Annotated in this window: 12 protein-coding genes; 4 read left to right on the forward strand and 8 right to left on the reverse strand. The window is 67.2% G+C overall.

Annotated elements, in window-relative coordinates; genetic code table 11:
• Window positions 1-5: 5 nt before the first annotated feature.
• From cobT to AC0J5K_RS11660, 3 genes are all read left to right on the forward strand, one after another.
• Window positions 6-1,880 (forward strand): cobaltochelatase subunit CobT, encoded by a 1,875-nt coding sequence (cobT, locus tag AC0J5K_RS11650; RefSeq protein ID WP_074835310.1) that lies wholly within the window; start codon window positions 6-8, stop codon window positions 1,878-1,880.
• A 106-nt stretch (window positions 1,881-1,986) separates the two neighbouring features.
• Complete coding sequence (locus tag AC0J5K_RS11655; RefSeq protein ID WP_274562710.1) at window positions 1,987-3,765, forward strand: aminopeptidase P family protein; 1,779 nt, start codon at window positions 1,987-1,989, stop codon at window positions 3,763-3,765.
• Between the two features lie 70 nt (window positions 3,766-3,835).
• On the forward strand, window positions 3,836-4,174 hold the full coding sequence (locus tag AC0J5K_RS11660) for a DUF427 domain-containing protein (protein WP_048530650.1): 339 nt from the start codon (window positions 3,836-3,838) through the stop codon (window positions 4,172-4,174).
• 7 nt (window positions 4,175-4,181) lie between these two features.
• Here the strand turns inward: AC0J5K_RS11660 and AC0J5K_RS11665 are convergent, their stop codons facing one another.
• Window positions 4,182-5,870 (reverse strand): chloride channel protein, encoded by a 1,689-nt coding sequence (locus AC0J5K_RS11665; protein ID WP_074835313.1) that lies wholly within the window; start codon window positions 5,868-5,870, stop codon window positions 4,182-4,184.
• Between the two features lie 75 nt (window positions 5,871-5,945).
• Here AC0J5K_RS11665 and AC0J5K_RS11670 point away from each other — a divergent pair, with 75 nt between their 5' ends.
• Complete coding sequence (locus tag AC0J5K_RS11670; protein WP_274562703.1) at window positions 5,946-7,337, forward strand: FAD-binding oxidoreductase; 1,392 nt, start codon at window positions 5,946-5,948, stop codon at window positions 7,335-7,337.
• Between the two features lie 25 nt (window positions 7,338-7,362).
• Here AC0J5K_RS11670 and recN read toward each other — a convergent pair whose 3' ends face one another.
• The 7 genes from recN to AC0J5K_RS11705 all read right to left on the reverse strand — a co-directional run bounded on the left by recN (window position 7,363) and on the right by AC0J5K_RS11705 (window position 16,527).
• Entirely contained in the window at window positions 7,363-9,012 is a 1,650-nt protein-coding gene (gene recN / locus AC0J5K_RS11675) for a DNA repair protein RecN (RefSeq protein ID WP_274562701.1), read from the reverse strand.
• Between the two features lie 39 nt (window positions 9,013-9,051).
• On the reverse strand, window positions 9,052-9,933 hold the full coding sequence (locus tag AC0J5K_RS11680; protein ID WP_074835318.1) for an outer membrane protein assembly factor BamD: 882 nt from the start codon (window positions 9,931-9,933) through the stop codon (window positions 9,052-9,054).
• Between the two features lie 171 nt (window positions 9,934-10,104).
• A complete protein-coding gene (gene lpxC, locus AC0J5K_RS11685; RefSeq protein ID WP_048530640.1) occupies window positions 10,105-11,025 on the reverse strand; it encodes a UDP-3-O-acyl-N-acetylglucosamine deacetylase in 921 nt (306 codons plus the stop codon).
• A gap of 450 nt (window positions 11,026-11,475) precedes the next feature.
• Window positions 11,476-13,086: a cell division protein FtsZ gene (ftsZ, locus tag AC0J5K_RS11690; RefSeq protein ID WP_074835320.1), complete on the reverse strand. Its 1,611-nt coding sequence runs from the start codon at window positions 13,084-13,086 to the stop codon at window positions 11,476-11,478.
• Between the two features lie 263 nt (window positions 13,087-13,349).
• Window positions 13,350-14,681, reverse strand: coding sequence for a cell division protein FtsA (gene ftsA / locus AC0J5K_RS11695; protein WP_048530635.1), 1,332 nt, complete (start codon window positions 14,679-14,681; stop codon window positions 13,350-13,352).
• Window positions 14,678-15,646, reverse strand: coding sequence for a cell division protein FtsQ/DivIB (locus tag AC0J5K_RS11700; protein WP_083415957.1), 969 nt, complete (start codon window positions 15,644-15,646; stop codon window positions 14,678-14,680). Before AC0J5K_RS11700 ends, ftsA begins: the two co-directional genes overlap by 4 nt.
• Window positions 15,634-16,527: a D-alanine--D-alanine ligase gene (locus tag AC0J5K_RS11705; protein ID WP_420398595.1), complete on the reverse strand. Its 894-nt coding sequence runs from the start codon at window positions 16,525-16,527 to the stop codon at window positions 15,634-15,636. Before AC0J5K_RS11705 ends, AC0J5K_RS11700 begins: the two co-directional genes overlap by 13 nt.
• Window positions 16,528-16,594 lie beyond the last annotated feature (67 nt).

Raw genomic sequence — 16,594 nt, forward strand, 5'->3', positions numbered from 1 at the left:
ACCCCATGGCGCAGACCGACAATCCCGCAGATCCGTTCAAGAAGGCGCTGGCCGAGGCCACCAAGGTGATGGCCGACGATCCCGAGCTCACGGTATCTTATTCCGTCGACCCCTCGGGCGTGTCGGGCGATGCCATGCGGCTGCCGCAGGTCAGCCGACGGATGACCCGGGACGAGGTGCTTCTGGCGCGCGGCACGGCGGATGCGCTGGCGCTCAAGCACAAGTACCACGACGCCGCGACCCACAATCGCTATGCGCCGCCGGGCGACATGGCACGCGAGCTCTACGAGGCGATGGAAACCGCCCGCTGCGAGGCGATGGGCGCGCGCGACATGCCCGGCACCGCCGGCAATATCGACGCCAAGATCGGCGCCGAGGCCGACAAACGCGGCTATGACCAGATCACCCAGGCCTCGGATGCACCGCTTTCGGTGGCGGCCGGCTATCTGATCCGCCATCTCGCCACCGGACGCGAGATGCCGAAGGGCGCGGCCAATGTGATGGAGCTCTGGCGCGGGTTCATCGAGGATCAGGCCGGCGGTCAGCTCGGCGATCTTCAGGAGACGCTGGCCGATCAGAGCCAGTTCGCCAAGCTGGCCCGGCGGGTGATCCAGGATCTGGGCTACGGCGATCAGCTGGGCGAGGATCCCGACGATCTCGAGGACGAGTCGGAGGATCAGGCCGAGGACAGCCAGGACGACGACCGCGACCCCGACAGCACCGGGCAGGACGACGACCAGGACGATCAGACCGAGGCCAGCCCGGAACAGAGCCAGGAAGACCAGCAGGATCCGAGCCAGGCGCAGGTGACGATGGACGACATGTCCGACACCGAAGCCGGCGAAGAGACCGAACTGCCCGAGGGCGAGGCGCCGCTGGAGCCGCCGACCCCGGCACCGGTCTCGGAGGCCGACCCGGATTACACCGTCTTCGCGACCGAGTTCGACGAGGAAATCCACGCCGAGGAGCTTGCCGATCCGGCCGAGCTGGAACGGCTGCGCGCCTATCTCGACCAGCAGCTCGAGCCGCTGAAAGGCGCGGTCAGCCGCCTCGCCAACAAGCTGCAACGCCGGCTTCAGGCGCAGCAGAGCCGGTCCTGGGAATTCGACCTCGAGGAAGGCATCCTCGACGCCGGGCGGCTGGCGCGGGTGGTGGCCAATCCGACGACGCCGCTGTCGTTCAAGGTGGAAAAGGACACCGAGTTCCGCGACACGGTGGTGACGCTGCTGCTGGACAATTCCGGCTCGATGCGCGGCCGGCCGATTTCGATCGCCGCGATCTGCGCCGATGTGCTGGCCCGCACGCTGGAGCGCTGTTCGGTCAAGGTCGAGATCCTCGGCTTTACCACCCGGGCCTGGAAAGGCGGTCTGAGTCGCGAGAAATGGCTGGGCGAAGGCCGGGCGCAGCAGCCCGGACGGCTCAACGACCTGCGCCACATCGTCTACAAGGGCGCCGATGCGCCCTGGCGCAGGGCGCGGCCCAACCTCGGGCTGATGATGAAGGAAGGGCTGTTGAAGGAGAACATCGACGGCGAGGCGCTGGAATGGGCGCATCGCCGGATGATCCACCGGCCCGAGGCGCGCAAGATCCTCATGGTGATCTCCGATGGCGCGCCGGTCGACGATTCGACGCTCTCGGTGAACCCGGCGAATTTCCTCGAGAAACACCTGCGCGACGTGATCGCCATGGTCGAGCGGCGCCGCGCCGTCGAGCTTCTGGCGATCGGTATCGGTCACGACGTGACGCGCTATTACGACCGGGCGGTGACGATCACCGATGTCGAACAGCTGGCCGGTGCGATGACCGAGCAGCTGGCGGCGCTCTTCGACACCGATCCGCGGGCCCGCGCCCGGGTGATGGGAATTCGCAAGGCCAGCTGACGGCGCGCCGCGCGGGCCGGCGTGGGGCGCCTGGGGGCTCTGCCCCCGTCGCCTTTGGCGACTCCCCCGAGAGTATTTTCGGCAAGAGGAAGAACTGGGAAGCACGATGTTTCAATCCTTCGAGGTAACGGCCCGGCCCGAACAGGGCCCGCCGCGGCTGGCGGCGCTGCGCAAGGTGATGGCGGATCAGGGGCTGGCCGGATTTGTCGTGCCCAAGGCGGATGCGCATCAGGGCGAATATGTGGCGCCGCGCGATGACCGGCTGGCCTGGCTCACCGGTTTCACCGGCTCGGCCGGCGCCGCGGTGGTGCTGGCGGAGGCGGCCGGCGTCTTTGTCGACGGCCGCTACCGGGTGCAGGCGCGCCAGCAATTGGCGGCGGAGTTCACCCCGGTGGACTGGCCCGAGGTGCAGCCGGCGGCCTGGATCCGGGAGCATCTGCCCGAGGGCGCGCTGGGCATCGATCCCTGGCTGCACACGCTGAAACAGCAGCGGGCGCTGGAGGCGGGGCTGAAAGGCTCCGGCGTGGCGCTGTCGCGGGTCGGGAACCTGGTGGACCGGATCTGGCCGGATCAGCCGGGGCCGCCGATGGCGCCGGTGAGGACGCATCCCGATGCGCTGGCCGGGCGCAGCTCGGCCGACAAGCGGGCGGCGCTGGCCGAGGACATGCGCGGTCTGGGGGCGGGTGTGGCCGTGATCACCCTGCCGGATTCGCTCTGCTGGCTGCTGAACATTCGCGGCGGCGACATTCCGCGCAACCCGGTGGCGCATGGCTTCGCACTGCTGTTCGACGATGGCACTGTCGATCTCTTCATGGCCGCCGGGAAGCTCTCCGAGGTCGATCTCGGCCCCGAGGTGCGTTGTCATCCACCCGAGGGCTTTGCCGCGGCGCTTGAGGCGCTGGAGGGGCCGGTGCTGATCGATCCGGAGTCGGTGCCGTTGGCGGTGGTCGATGCGATCCGCGCCGAGGTGATCGAGGGCCGCGACCCCTGCGTGCTGCCCAAGGCCTGCAAGACCGACAAGGAGCTGGCCGGGATGCGGGCCGCACATGAGCGCGACGCGGTGGCGATGTGCGAGTTTCTCGCCTGGCTGGAAGAGACCGCACCGGGCGATCTGACCGAGATCGACGTGGTGACGGCGCTGGAAGGGTTTCGCCGGGACACCGGGGCGCTGCTCGATATCTCGTTCGAGACGATCAGCGGATCGGGTCCGAACGGCGCCATCGTGCATTACCGGGTCAGCGAGGAAAGCAACCGCAAGCTGGCCGATGGCGAGCTTTTGCTGGTCGACAGCGGCGGGCAGTATCTGGACGGTACGACGGATATCACCCGGACCCTGGCGATCGGCGCCGCGCCGGAGGCGGCGCAGGCGGCCTTCACCCGGGTGCTGCAAGGCATGATCGCCATGAGCCGGGCGCGCTGGCCCGAGGGGCTGTCGGGGCGCGATCTGGATGCGCTGGCGCGGATGCCGCTGTGGATGGCCGGGCAGGATTACGGCCATGGCACCGGCCACGGGGTCGGCGCCTATCTCTGTGTGCACGAAGGACCGCAGAGGCTGGCGCGCACCGGGATGGAAAAGCTGCGCGAGGGCATGATCCTGTCGAACGAGCCCGGGTTCTACAAGGAGGGCGCTTTCGGCATCCGGATCGAGAACCTGATGGCCGTCCGCAAGGCCGCCCCCCTGCCCGAAGGCACGGTCAAGGAGATGCTGGACTGGGAAACGCTGACCTGGGTGCCGATCGACCGGCGGCTGATCCTGGCCGAGCGCCTGACGGCGGAGGAACGGGACTGGTTGAACCAGTATCATGCGACCTGCCGACACATGTTGCGGCCAAGGCTGGGCAAGCGGGCGGCGATGTGGTTGGATGCCGCAACCGCAGAAATCTGACACAAGGCTGTTACACCGCCCGGGCCATGTTCGGGCGATCTTATGTGGACGCCGTATTGGGGAGAGTGAGATGACGATCAGGATCGTGAAGGCCGAAGGCAAATGGGTGGTGCGTGCCAGCGGCGCCGTGCTGGGCGAAAGCAGCAATGCGCTGGAACTGCTCGAAGACGGCCACAAGCCGGTGATCTATTTCCCGCGCAGCGACATCGCCATGGCCTTTCTCGAACCCTCCGAGACCGTCACCACCTGCCCGCACAAGGGCACGGCCAGCTATTATTCGATCGAGGCCAAGAACCGGACCCTGACCGATGTGGTCTGGTCTTATGAGGACCCCAAGGAGGCCGCCGCGGCGATCAAGGGATATCTGGCCTTTCAGCCCGGCGATTACCTTCAGATCGAAGAGCTCTGAGCGCCGGCTAGCTGTGTTCCTCTTCCGCCGTGGCGGCGAGCGCGCGGTTGTAGGCCTTGAGCGCGTCGACGTGGAACAGCGCGCCGCGCAATTCGGGCGGCTGGCCTTCGCCACGGATCGCCACCACCGGCAGGAATGCGACGCCCGAGGTCTCGAACATCGGAAGGGCGGTTTCCAGCGTGGCACTGGCGTTGAGATAGACGCCGGTTTCCACCATCTCCCAGCAGGTGGCTTCCGAGGGGGCCTGGGGGTCGTCCATCGGCCGCATCACCTGGGCCACCCGGAACATCGCCAACAGATAGGCCTGCGGGCCCGCCGCCAGATGCACCCCGCGGCGTTCCAGCTGGGTCAGGAAGAACGAGCGGTCGACCAGCCGTGAGGCCAGCGCGGTGGACATCGAGACCGAAACCATCACCGCCAGCCCGGTCTGCCAGTCACCGGTCAGTTCGAAGACGATCAGCGTGGTCGAGATCGGCGCGCCCAGCACCGCCGCCGCCACCGCCCCCATGCCGGCCAGCGCATAGAGCGTGAAGGCGCCGGATTGCTCGGGAAAGAGCGAGGTGGCGATCAGCCCGAAGGCCAGCCCGGTCAGCGCCCCCACCATCAGCGAAGGTGAGAACATGCCGCCGCCCATGCGGCCGGCCATGGTGACCGCGACGGCCAGAACCTTGATCACCGCATAGACCACCGCCTGCCAGAGCAGGAGCTGGCCGGTCAGCGCCAGCGAGGTGGTCTCGTAGCCGACGCCGATGATATGCGGAAAGAAGATCGCCATGCCGCCGAGGATCGCCCCGGCCAGCATCGGGCGTATCCAGTACGGCAGGCCGATGCGGCTCTGGATCCGACTTTCCAGATCGTCGGCCCAGAAGATGCCGCGGATCATGATCACCGAGACCAGCCCGCAGACCAGCCCGAGGATCAGGAAGGCCGGCAGTTCGAGGTAGAACTCGAGCGCGGTGGTGCCGGGCAGCGTGAATTCGGTGACATCGCCAAAGGCCAGCCGGTTGATCACCGTGCCGGCGGCCGAGGCCACCACGATGGGGGCAAAGCTGTGCAGCGCGAAATGGCGCAGCACCACCTCGAGCGCAAAGAGCGCGCCGGCGATGGGGGCGTTGAAACTGGCCGAAACCGCCGCCGCCACGGCGCAGCCCAGCAGATCGCGGCCGGTGATGCCATCGGCATGCAATACGTTGGACACCCAGGACGAGATCATCGCGGCGATATGCACCACGGGGCCTTCGCGCCCCGTCGAGCCGCCGGTCGACAGGGTGATCAGCGACGAGGCGGCCGAGGCGAGGCCGGCCTTTTTCTCGACCCGCCCGTCATTCAGCGCCGCGCCCTCGATCACGTCGGCCACCGCGCGGACCCGGCCGTCATCGGTAAAGAAATACAGGATCAGCCCCACGGTCACGCCGCCGCCCATGGGGATGATTAGCACCCAGAACCAGTCGAGCGAATTGGCGAAGGTGTGCAACTGGGTGATGTCGTCGGTGCCGTAGAGCGTGGCCTGTAGCCATTCGATCGCCCGGCGGAACAACAGCGCCGCGAAACCGGCGGCGATGCCGATCATCAGGGCGATGAACCAGAACTGGATCTGGCTGGGCCCGCGATGGCGCAGCAGCTGCCAGCCGCGATCGAACACCGCGCGCATCTCGCGCAGTTGGCGAATGGCGGGATTTCTATCGGTATTTGCCATATCGTTCGATCACGTCTTTGCGCGCCTGAGCCGCTGCGGTAGATATGCGCGATTTCCGAGATCAGGGGCGAAACCATGACCAGACAAAGGGCGCAGGACGACAAGGCCATTACGGCACTCAAGTCCTTGTTAGGCCAGAGATTGTCTCTGTCCAAGTCGGATCTGGCCCTGCATGGCCGCTCGGAGAGCTATTTTGCCCCGATGCTGCCCGATGCGGTGGCCTATCCGCAAAGCACCGAAGAAGTCTCGAAACTGGTGGCGATCTGTGCGGCGCATGAGCTGCCGGTGGTGGCCTGGGGCACCGGCACCTCGCTCGAGGGGCATTCGCTCGCCGTGCGGGGCGGCGTGGTGGTGGATTTCTCGCGCATGGCGCGGCTTGTCGCGCTGCGGCCGGAGGACATGGACGTCACCGTCCAGCCCGGGCTGACCCGCGAGGCGCTGAACGAGGAGCTGCGCGCCACGGGGCTGTTCTTTCCGGTCGATCCCGGCGCCAATGCGGCGCTTGGCGGCATGGCGGCGACCCGCGCCAGCGGCACCACGGCGGTGCGCTATGGCACGATGCGCGACAACGTGCTGGCGCTCGAGGTGGTGCTGGCCGACGGCCGGGTGATCCGCACCGGCACGCGGGCTCGCAAATCCGCGGCCGGCTTCGATCTGACCGGGCTGATGGTGGGCAGCGAGGGCACGCTGGGGCTGATCACCGAGCTGACGCTGCGACTGCACGGCCAGCCCGAGGCGATCAGCGCCGGGGTCTGCGCCTTTCCCGATATGGGCGCGGCGGTGGCGGCGGTGACCGACACCATCCAGCTCGGCCTGCCGATGGCGCGGATCGAGTTTCTCGATGCCGCCAGCGCGGCGGCGGTGAATGCCTATGCCGGGATGGACTTGCCGCTGCTGCCGCATCTGCTGCTGGAATTCCACGGCTCCGAGGCGGCGGTGGCCGAGCAATCGCGCCTTTTCGGCGAAATCGCGGCCGACCATGGCGCGCTGGGTTTCGACTGGTCGGTAAAACCCGAGGAGCGCAAGGCGCTCTGGGCGATGCGGCACAACGCCTTTTACGCCATTCTCGCCACGCGCCGGGGCGCGCGGGCGGTGGTGACCGACATCTGCGTGCCGATCTCGCGGCTGGCCGAGGCGGTGGAGGCGACCCAAGCGGATATCGCCGCGGGCACGATCCCCGGGCCGATCCTCGGCCATGTGGGCGATGGCAATTTCCATGCGGTGCTGCTGATCGACGAGAGCCGCCCTGAAGAACTCGAAGAGGCGCGCGCGCTCTCGGACCGGATGGTGCGGCGGGCGCTCGCCCTGGGCGGCACCTCGACGGGGGAACACGGGGTCGGCATGGGCAAGCTGGGCTTCATGACGGCCGAACATGGCGACGGCTGGCAGGTGATGGGCGATATCAAGCGGGCACTCGATCCGAAGAACATCCTCAACCCGGGCAAGCTGGTGCCGCAGGGCGATTGAGGCAGCATCCGCAGGGCCGGTTTGGTTATCCCGCGAGCAGCGCTCGGGCGGCGGCGCGCGCCTCGTCGGTCACCGTGTCGCCGGCAACCATGCGGGCGATCTCGTCAACCCGGTCGCCGGCATCGAGCGGCACGACGCTGGAGAGGGTCTGTTCCGCCGCCACGCGTTTCTCGACCCGCCAGTGATGCGCACCAAGCGCCGCGACCTGCGGCGAATGGGTGACGACAAGCACCTGCCCCTCGGCGGCCAGCGCCGCCAGCCGACGGCCCACCGCATCGGCGGTGGCGCCGCCGACGCCGCGGTCGATCTCGTCGAAAATCAGCGTGACACCGGAATTGCCCTCGGCCAGGCAGACCTTGAGCGCCAGCAGGAACCGGCTCAATTCGCCGCCCGAGGCGATCTTGCCGATTGGTCCGGCCGGGGCGCCCGGGTTGGTCGCGACGGTAAAGGCCACGGCATCGCGGCCCTCCGGGCCGGCCGGGTCTTCGGTAATCCGGGTGGCAAAGACCGCGCGCTCCATCTTGAGCGGCGCCAGCTCGGCGGTGACCGCCGCGTCGAGCCGCAGTGCGGCGGTCTGCCGGGCCCGGGACAGCGCGTCGGCGGCGGCGTCATAGCTGGCTTCTGCCTCGGTCGCCGCCTTGCGCAGATCGGCAATGCCGGCATCGCCGGCATCGAGTCGGGCGAGCTTGGCCGATAGGGTCTCGGCCAGATCGGGCAGTTCCTCGGAGGTCACCTGATGCTTGCGCGCGAGGCCCCGGATGGCAAAAAGCCGCTCTTCGGCCTCTTCCAGCTCATGCGGGTTGAAGGCCAGCGCCTCAAGGGTCTCTTCGACGCCGCGCGCGGCCTGGTCGAGTTCTTCCATCGCCCGGCCCAGAGCCGCCAGCGGCGCGTCGAGCCGGCCTTCGGCGCGGTCGGCCACCCCGTCGAGCCAGCGCATGGCGTCGCCCATCGCCCCCTCGGCCCCGTCATTGCCCAGCGCCTGCCCGGCCCGCTGGATGTCTTCGCGGATGCGCTCGGATTGCTGCATCATCCGGCGCTTGGCATCCAGTTCGGCATCCTCGCCGGGCTGCGGCGACAGCGCGTCCAGCTCGCCCACCGCATGGCGCAGGAAATCCTCTTCCTCGCGCATAGCGGCCAGCGCGGTTTCGGCCCCGGTCAGCGCCTTGCGGGCCTGCGAAAGTGCTTTCCAGGCGCCGCGGGTGGCCGCCAGCTCGGCCTCGACCCCGGCAAAGGCATCGAGGATGCGGCGGTGGCCACGCGGGTTGAGCAGCCCCCTGTCATCGTGCTGGCCGTGCAGTTCCACCAGCGTCTCCGAGAGCTGCCGCAGCACCTCGCCCGAACAGCGGCGGTCGTTGACCCAGGCAGTCTTGCGGCCCTCGGCGGTGTTGACCCGGCGCAGGATCAGTTCGTCCGTGACCGGCAGGCCGGCCTCTTCCAGCACCGCAAAGGCGGCATGGCCCGGCGGCAGGTCGAATTCGGCCACCACCTCGCCCTGTTTGGCCCCGGCGCGCACCAGCTCGGCCCGGCCGCGCCAGCCCAGCACGAAGCCCAGCGAATCCAGCAGGATCGACTTGCCGGCACCGGTTTCACCGGTGAGTACGTTCAACCCCGGCTGAAAGGCCAGCTCGAGGTGATCGATGATCAGCATATCGCGGATATCAAGCGTGCGCAGCATCAGATGCTCCGTGGCGCGAGACGTGTTCCCACCGATGACTTACAGCCATTCACCTTTGACCATCTGCCGATAGATGGCCCCCAGCCAGGTGCCGTCAAAGACCTCGGGTTCCAGCCCCTGCCCGGTCAGCAGACGATAGCTGTCTTCGTACCATTCGGTGGACTGGTAGTTGTAGCCGAGAATCGCGCCGGCGGTCTGGGCCTCGCGGGTGAGACCCAGCGAGAGATAGCTCTCGACCAGACGGTGCAGCGCCTCGGCGGTGTGGGTGGTGGTCTGGAAATCCTCGACCACCACGCGGAAGCGATTGATCGCCGAAGTGTAATGCTTGCGCTTGAGATAATAGCGCCCGATTTCCATCTCCTTGCCCGCAAGATGATCGAAGGCGAGGTCGAATTTCAGGATTGCCGAGCGGGCATAGCCGCTGTCGGGATACCGTTCGATTACCGTGCGCAGCGCTTGCAGCGCCTGGAAGGTCAGCCCCTGGTCGCGGCCGACCTCGTCGATCTGATCGTAGTAGGACAGCGCCAGAAGGTACTGGGCATAAGCCGCATCGTCATCGGCGGGATAGAAATCGACATAGCGCTGCGCCACCGCGCGCGCCTCTTCGTATTCCTTGTCCTTGTGATGGGCAAAGGCCTGCATGATCAGCGCCCGCTTGGCCCATTCGGAATAGGGATAGAGCCGCTCGATCTCGGAAAAGAACTCTGCCGCCTCGCCATAGGCATTGCGCTCGAGCTCGTATTCGCCGCGCTCATAGATCTGTTCGGCGGTATAGGCCTCGATCGGCGTGTCGCCGAAACCGATGTTGCCGCGGGCGTTGCGGAACGTGCCGCCGGAGCAGCTTGCCAGCGTGAGACCAGCCACCAGCGCAATAGCGATGGCCCGCGATGTCCTGCCTTTCAGCGGTCTGTCGCCCGTCATGCCTGTCACTTCCTCACCCAAGATCCCGGATCGATCCCGCCTGTTGCGCGGCCCGGGTTGCGTCACGTCCTAACACGAAGCGTTAAGTCTCTGAAAGGGCATACGACACATCGTCTGAGATGGAAACGCCCGCCAAGACGAGGCGGGCGCAAAAACCGGTGATCGCGGATTTCACGCCACGGCGGGCATGTCCTGCGGAACCACGCCGACACCGGGCAGACGCGCCGCATCGGCGCCGTCAACCTCGACCAGACGCAGCGCGCCGGGGGTGTTGAACAGCGCGTGCAGCAGCATGTTGGTCATCGAGTGGCCGGCGCGGTGGCCCGTGTAATGGCCAAGGATCGGCGCCCCGGCGAGGGCCAGATCGCCCAGGGCGTCCAGCATCTTGTGGCGCACCGGCTCGTCGCTGTGACGCAGCCCGCCGGGGCTGAGCACCTTGTCGCCATCGACCACCACCGCGTTCTCCAGCGTGCCGCCGAGGGCCAGGCCATTGGCGCGCATGGCATCGACGTCGGCCTGGCGGCAGAAGGTGCGGCTGTCACAAAGCTCGCGCACGAAGGTGCCGTTGGACAGCACCAGGCGCTTGTCCTGGCTGCCGATTGCGGCATCGGTGAAATCGATGTGGAACGACATGGTGAACGTGTCGGCGGGCGACAGGCGGGCCCAGCCACTGTCGGTTTCCACGGTCACCGTCTTGTCGACCTTGATCGCCATCACCGGCGTGTCGAGGCGGCGGATGCCACGGCCCAGAATTGCATCGACAAAGGGCGCGGCCGAGCCGTCGAGGATCGGCACTTCGGGGCCGTCGATCTCGATCAGGGCGTTGTGGATGCCACAGCCGGCAAGCGCGGCCATCACATGTTCGATGGTGCTGACCTCGACGCCAGCGGCATTGCGGATGCGGGTGCAGAGCGGCGACCGGTCGACCGCGTCCCAGCGGGCCGGAACCATGGCATCGCCAAACCGGATGTCGGTGCGTTTGAACCAGATGCCATAGCCGGCAGAGGCCGGAGAGATCACCATGCGGACCGGACGGCCCGAGTGCAGGCCGACACCGTCGAAACGGACTGTATTCTTGATCGTGGCCTGCATGGTCTTCCTTTCGGCTTCATCGTCGCGGCGGGCGCTGTGCCCGAGCGTGCAGTGGAGAGTCTGGTGTGCGTGAGCCGGCGGTTCCCCACTGCGAGCCGGCGATGAAAGGGAATTAGGATCTCGGGCGGAGATGCTCAAATAACGTATTGCAACGCTATGAAACATAACCGTCACACAGCAGGCGGAAACCCGCGTTTGCCATGTAAGTGATTGAATAAAGGACTATAAATCAAGCCATCCACAGGCCATTTCAGGGTCGAACGTGACCGGAAACGGGCCTTATTTCAGCGGCCGTGACATAAATTCCGGTGATCCGAAACGCCTTTCCGTAGCGGAATGTTAACACTTCAACCGGCAAAATGCCACGTGATCCAGCCCCCTGCCGGCGGCTGGAATCGCAAAAGGGCCCCCTTGCGGGAGCCCTTGGCCGGCCTCTTGCGAGGGCGGTGATCAGTTGGCCTGACGGCGCAGGAAGGCGGGAATTTCGATCCGCTCCTGCTCGGGGTCGGCCTGCGGCTCGGGCGCGTAATTCGTCGCGGGCGATTGCACTGGCGGCTGCTGGCGACGTGCGGTTTGCTGCCCCTGCCCGTCCTGGCTGTTGCCGGTCATCCGGCCGATCAGCGAGTTGATGCCGAAGCGCGGGCGCTCGACCTCGGCCGGCTCTTGCGGGGCGGCCTGCTGCTCCTTGGGGAAGCCTCCCCCGGCGCGGGCGGCGGCGGCCTGAAGGCGGGCCATGGCTTCGGGCGACGGGGTGCCGGCCGCGGGGGCCTTGGGCGCCACGAAGCTTTCGGCCTCGTCGTCCTCGTATTGCGGGCTGTGCTGGGCGCGCGGCTCGAACTGCTGCACCTCGGGCTGATAAGCCGGCGGCGGCAGGTCGTCTTCTGCGGTCTCTTCGACGCGCGGCTCGAAGCTTTCGAAGAGCGAGGGCTCTTCGGCGGCGGCGACCTGCGGCTCGGCCTCCTGGTAGACCGGCTGCTGCGGTTCTTCGGCGCGGGCGGCAACCGCCTGCTCCTCGGTCTGCTCTTCGGCGGCCGGAACCTGCTTGAGCGGCTCGGCCAGCGACCGGCGCGGCACGGGGATGTCATGCTGCACGCCCGAGGCGTCGATGCCGGTGGCGACGACGCTCACGCGCATCTGGCCCTGCATCGCGTCGTCGAGGGTCGAGCCGACGATGATGTTGGCGTCCGCGTCCACTTCCTCGCGGATGCGGTTGGCTGCCTCGTCCAGCTCGAACAGCGTCAGGTCGGTGCCGCCGGTGATGTTGATCAGCACGCCCTTGGCGCCGCGCAGCGAGATTTCGTCGAGCAGCGGGTTGGCGATCGCCTTCTCGGCGGCCTGGATCGCCCGATCCTCGCCATCGGCCTCGCCGGTGCCCATCATCGCCTTGCCCATCTCGTCCATCACCGCACGGACGTCGGCAAAGTCGAGGTTGATCAGGCCCGGGCGCACCATCAGGTCGGTCACGCCCTTGACGCCCTGATAGAGCACATCGTCGGCCATCGAGAAGGCATCGGTGAAGGTGGTCTTTTCATTCGCCAGCCGGAACAGGTTCTGGTTGGGAATGATGATCAGCGTATCGACGACCTTTTGCAGCGCCTCGACGCCGTCCTCGGCCTGGCGCATCCGCTTCGAGCCCTCGAACTGGAACGGCTTGGTGACCACGCCGACGGTCAGAACACCCAGTTCGCGCGCCGCCTGTGCGATGATCGGCGCGGCGCCGGTGCCGGTGCCGCCGCCCATGCCGGCGGTGATGAAACACATATGCGCGCCGGCCAGGTGATCGACGATCTGTTCGATGCTTTCCTCGGCCGCGGCGGCGCCGATGGTCGCCTTGGCGCCGGCGCCCAGCCCCTCGGTGACCTTCACGCCCAGCTGGACGCGGGCCTCGGCGTTGGATTGCTGCAATGCCTGCGCATCGGTGTTGGCAACCACGAATTCGACGCCTTCGAGCTGCTTCTCGATCATGTTGTTGACCGCGTTACCGCCTGCACCGCCCACGCCGAAGACCGTGATGCGGGGCCGCAGTTCATCGTGTCCGGGTACCGAAAGATTCAATGTCATAACTGTCCGCCTTGTCCGCCTGCTTGTCATGCCCTGCCCGGGCATTTTGCTGCCTATTACCCCCCATTATGACGGAGCGATACCCGGGCGTCACGTAAAAAACCCGGAAACGCCGCAAAATGTGGGCAAAAAATTGCCACATCCGCCCCGATCTCGGAGAGTGCGCCAGATATGGCGGAATTGCCGTGCAACGCCCACTAGGCGGCCCCGATACGGGCCACCTTCTCCGTAGAATCGTCCACAAATCTGCGCCGCTTCGGCGCCTACCAGTTGTCGCGGAACCACTTCACCGCGCGTTTGAGCGACCGCGCCGGATAGCGATCGACCGGCAGGTCGAAATCCCACCATTCGTCTTGCGGATGGGCCGCAAAGAGGCTGAGCCCCACCGCCGCGGAAAAGCCCGGCCCGGTGACCGCCTGCGGCAGCCCGTGGACGCGTAGAGGCCGCCCCAGGCGGACCTGGTGGCCCAGGATGCGGCTGGCCAGGGCATCGAGCCCGGGGATCTGGCTGGCGCCGCCGGTGAGCACGATCTGCTGGCTGGGCAGATGTTCGAAACCCGCCGCATCGAGCCGCACCCGCACTTCTTCGAGGATCTCCTCGACCCGCGGCCGCATGATGCCGATCAGCTCGGCCCGGCTGGCGGTGCGGCGGTCATGTTCCCAATCGCCGGTCTCGCCGCCGATGCCGATCATCTCGCGGTCGTCCATACCGGTGGCGACCAGCCCGCCATGCACGGTCTTGATGCGTTCGGCCATGGCCATCGGCACCTGCAAGCCCATCGAAATGTCCGAGGTGACGTGATCGCCGCCCATGCGCACCGCATCGGTGTAGATCATGTGTTTCTTCATGAAGATCGATATGCCGGTCGACCCGCCGCCCATGTCGATGCAGGCCGCGCCAAGCTGCTGTTCGTCCTCGACCAGCGCGGCGATGCCGCCGACATACGCCGAAGAGGCCAGGCCGGCGAGTTCCAGATCGCAGCGTTTGACGCAATGCGCCAGGTTCTGGATCGCCTGGCCGTCGACGGTCAGCATGTGCATGTCGGTCGAGAGCGTATGGCCGATCTGACCGCGCGGATCGGAGAGGCCCGAGCGGTGATCGAGCGCGAAATTCACCGGCTGGGCGTGCAGCACCTCGCGGCCGTGGCCGAAATCGGGCACGTCGCAGGCCGACAGCACCCGGGCCACGTCCTGCTCATCCACGGTCTGGCCATGCACCTCGACCTGGCCGGCCAGCCCGTAAGAGCGCGGCTCGGCGCCCGAGAAACAGGCGATCACGTGATCCACCCGGATGCCGGCCATTTTCTGCGCCGATTGCAGCGCGGTGCGGATCGCCCGCTCGGTCTCGCCCATCGCCGCGATCTCGCCGAAGCGCACGCCGCGCGAACGGGTGGTGGCGGCACCGATCACGCGGAACCCGCTTTGCCCCGCGAGCGATCCGACACCGGCGTCCGAGACCTTTTCGGTGCCGTCAAAGCGCAGGACGAGGCAGGCGATCTTGGCGCTGCCGACGTCGAGGATGGCAATCACGCCACGTTGCATGGCCGCCTTGCGCATGTTGCGCATCGCGCGTTGGGATTCGTACAGCTCGATCATCGTGACGTCACTCCAAGCTCGTCTGCCTTGATTTTCCGCAGTTCTTCGACCGCGTTGGTATTCAGTCTAATGGTGGGCCGGCGCGCCAGCCGCATGTCGACAACCGCGAGGTCGCGCTCCAGCATGCCGTTCGGCGTGATGGAATCGAGCGCCAGAACCCGCTCGAGCGTCTGCACCGGCTTGTCTTCGGGCAAGAGGATGCGCTGACCGCGATCCAGCACCACATCCCAGCGCCGCTGGCCGATCCGCTCGAGCCCGCGCAGCCGCCCCGAGACCGGCGCCGCCGCCGAGATCAGGCGCAGCGCCTCGTCCACGTGTTTGTCGGCGTCGGCGCCGGCGATCACCGGCAGGTCGAGCCGGTCGTAGCGGCTTTTCAGCTGCGCCACGCGAAACCCGCCGTCGTCCAGAAGCTCGAGCCCCTGCGCCGAGCGCCAGACCACCGCCGGAATGCGCTCGGTCACGTCGACCTGAAGAACGCCGCCGGGTTTGATCCTGAGGCTGACCCGCTCCACCGCGTCGAGACCGGCAATGGTGTCGCGCATGTGGTCGAGCTCGAGATGGAAGGAGGAAACCGGGAATTCCACCGGCAGGATTTCCCGGATGTCCTGCGCCACCTCTTCGCCGGCACCGTCGACCTGCATTAGCTTGACCATGAATTCCTCGCGCTGCTCGATGGCGTCGCGCATGTCGCTCAGGGTCTGGTTGAAGGCCTCGCGGCGGGTGTCGCTGGCGAAATAGATACTGCCGATCAGAAAGGCCGCCGCCAACGGCAGACCGAGGCGCAGCCCCTGGCGAAACAGCGGCGTCAGCATCAGCCGCTGCATCCGGTAGGCCCAGCGCGAGGGCGCCGGATCGGCCTTGGGGCGCGGCGCGGGGTGCGGCAAGGGCTTCGGCTCGGGGCCGCCATGGGCCGGGTGATAGGCGCGGTGGATGCGGCTGCGGGGGGGCTCGTTCAGCGGTGGCATGACGCATCCTCCACCATCCAGGCGCAGAGCCTGCCGAAATCGATCCCCTGATGCGCCGCCTGTTCGGGGACCAGCGAGGTCGGTGTCATGCCGGGCTGGGTGTTGGTCTCGAGCAGGATCAGCCCGGCAAGCCCCCTGCCCTCGTCCCAGCGGAAATCGGTGCGGCTCACCCCGCGACAGCCCAGCGCCACATGGGCGCGCAGGGCGTAGTCGAGACAGGCGTCGGCGATCTCCTGCGGGATGTCGGCAGGCACCACGTGGCGCGATCCGCCTTCCTTGTACTTGGCGTCGTAGTCATACCAGCCGGTGGTCAGGATATCGGTCACCGCCAGCGCCCCAGGATCGTTCTCTCCGGCGCCCATCACCGTGGTGGTCAGCTCACGGCCCGGCGCAAAGGCCTCGACCATCACCTCTTCCGGCATGTCGTCAGAGAGCTGCGGCGGGCCGTTGTTCTCCGCGTCGATCAGGTAGACGCCCACCGAAGAGCCTTCGTTGTTGGGTTTGACCACGTAGGGCGGGGGCAGAACGTGACGCTGGCGCACCTCGGCGGCGGTGGCGATCACGCTTTCGACCACCGGCAGCCCGGCGGCGCGATAGACCTCTTTCGAACGCTGCTTGTCCATCGCCAGCGCCGAGGCCAGCACGCCGGAATGGGTATAGGGCAGATGCAGCCACTCCAGCAGGCCCTGCACGCAGCCATCTTCGCCCCAACGGCCGTGCAGCGCGTTGAAGACAACGTCGGGCTGCGCCTCGGCGAGCCGCGCGGCCAGATCCGGCCCGGCATCTATTTCAACGACTTCAAAGCCTTCGCTCCTGAGCGCCTTGGCGCATTCGCGCCCGGAAGACAGTGACACTTCGCGCTCGGCAGAAGGGCCACCCATCAACACCGCTACTCGGGAGCCTGCCCTGCTCGACATGCCCACTCGTGCCTCAACTTGTCTGGACCTG

Source organism: Marinovum sp. E3, assembly GCF_055755275.1.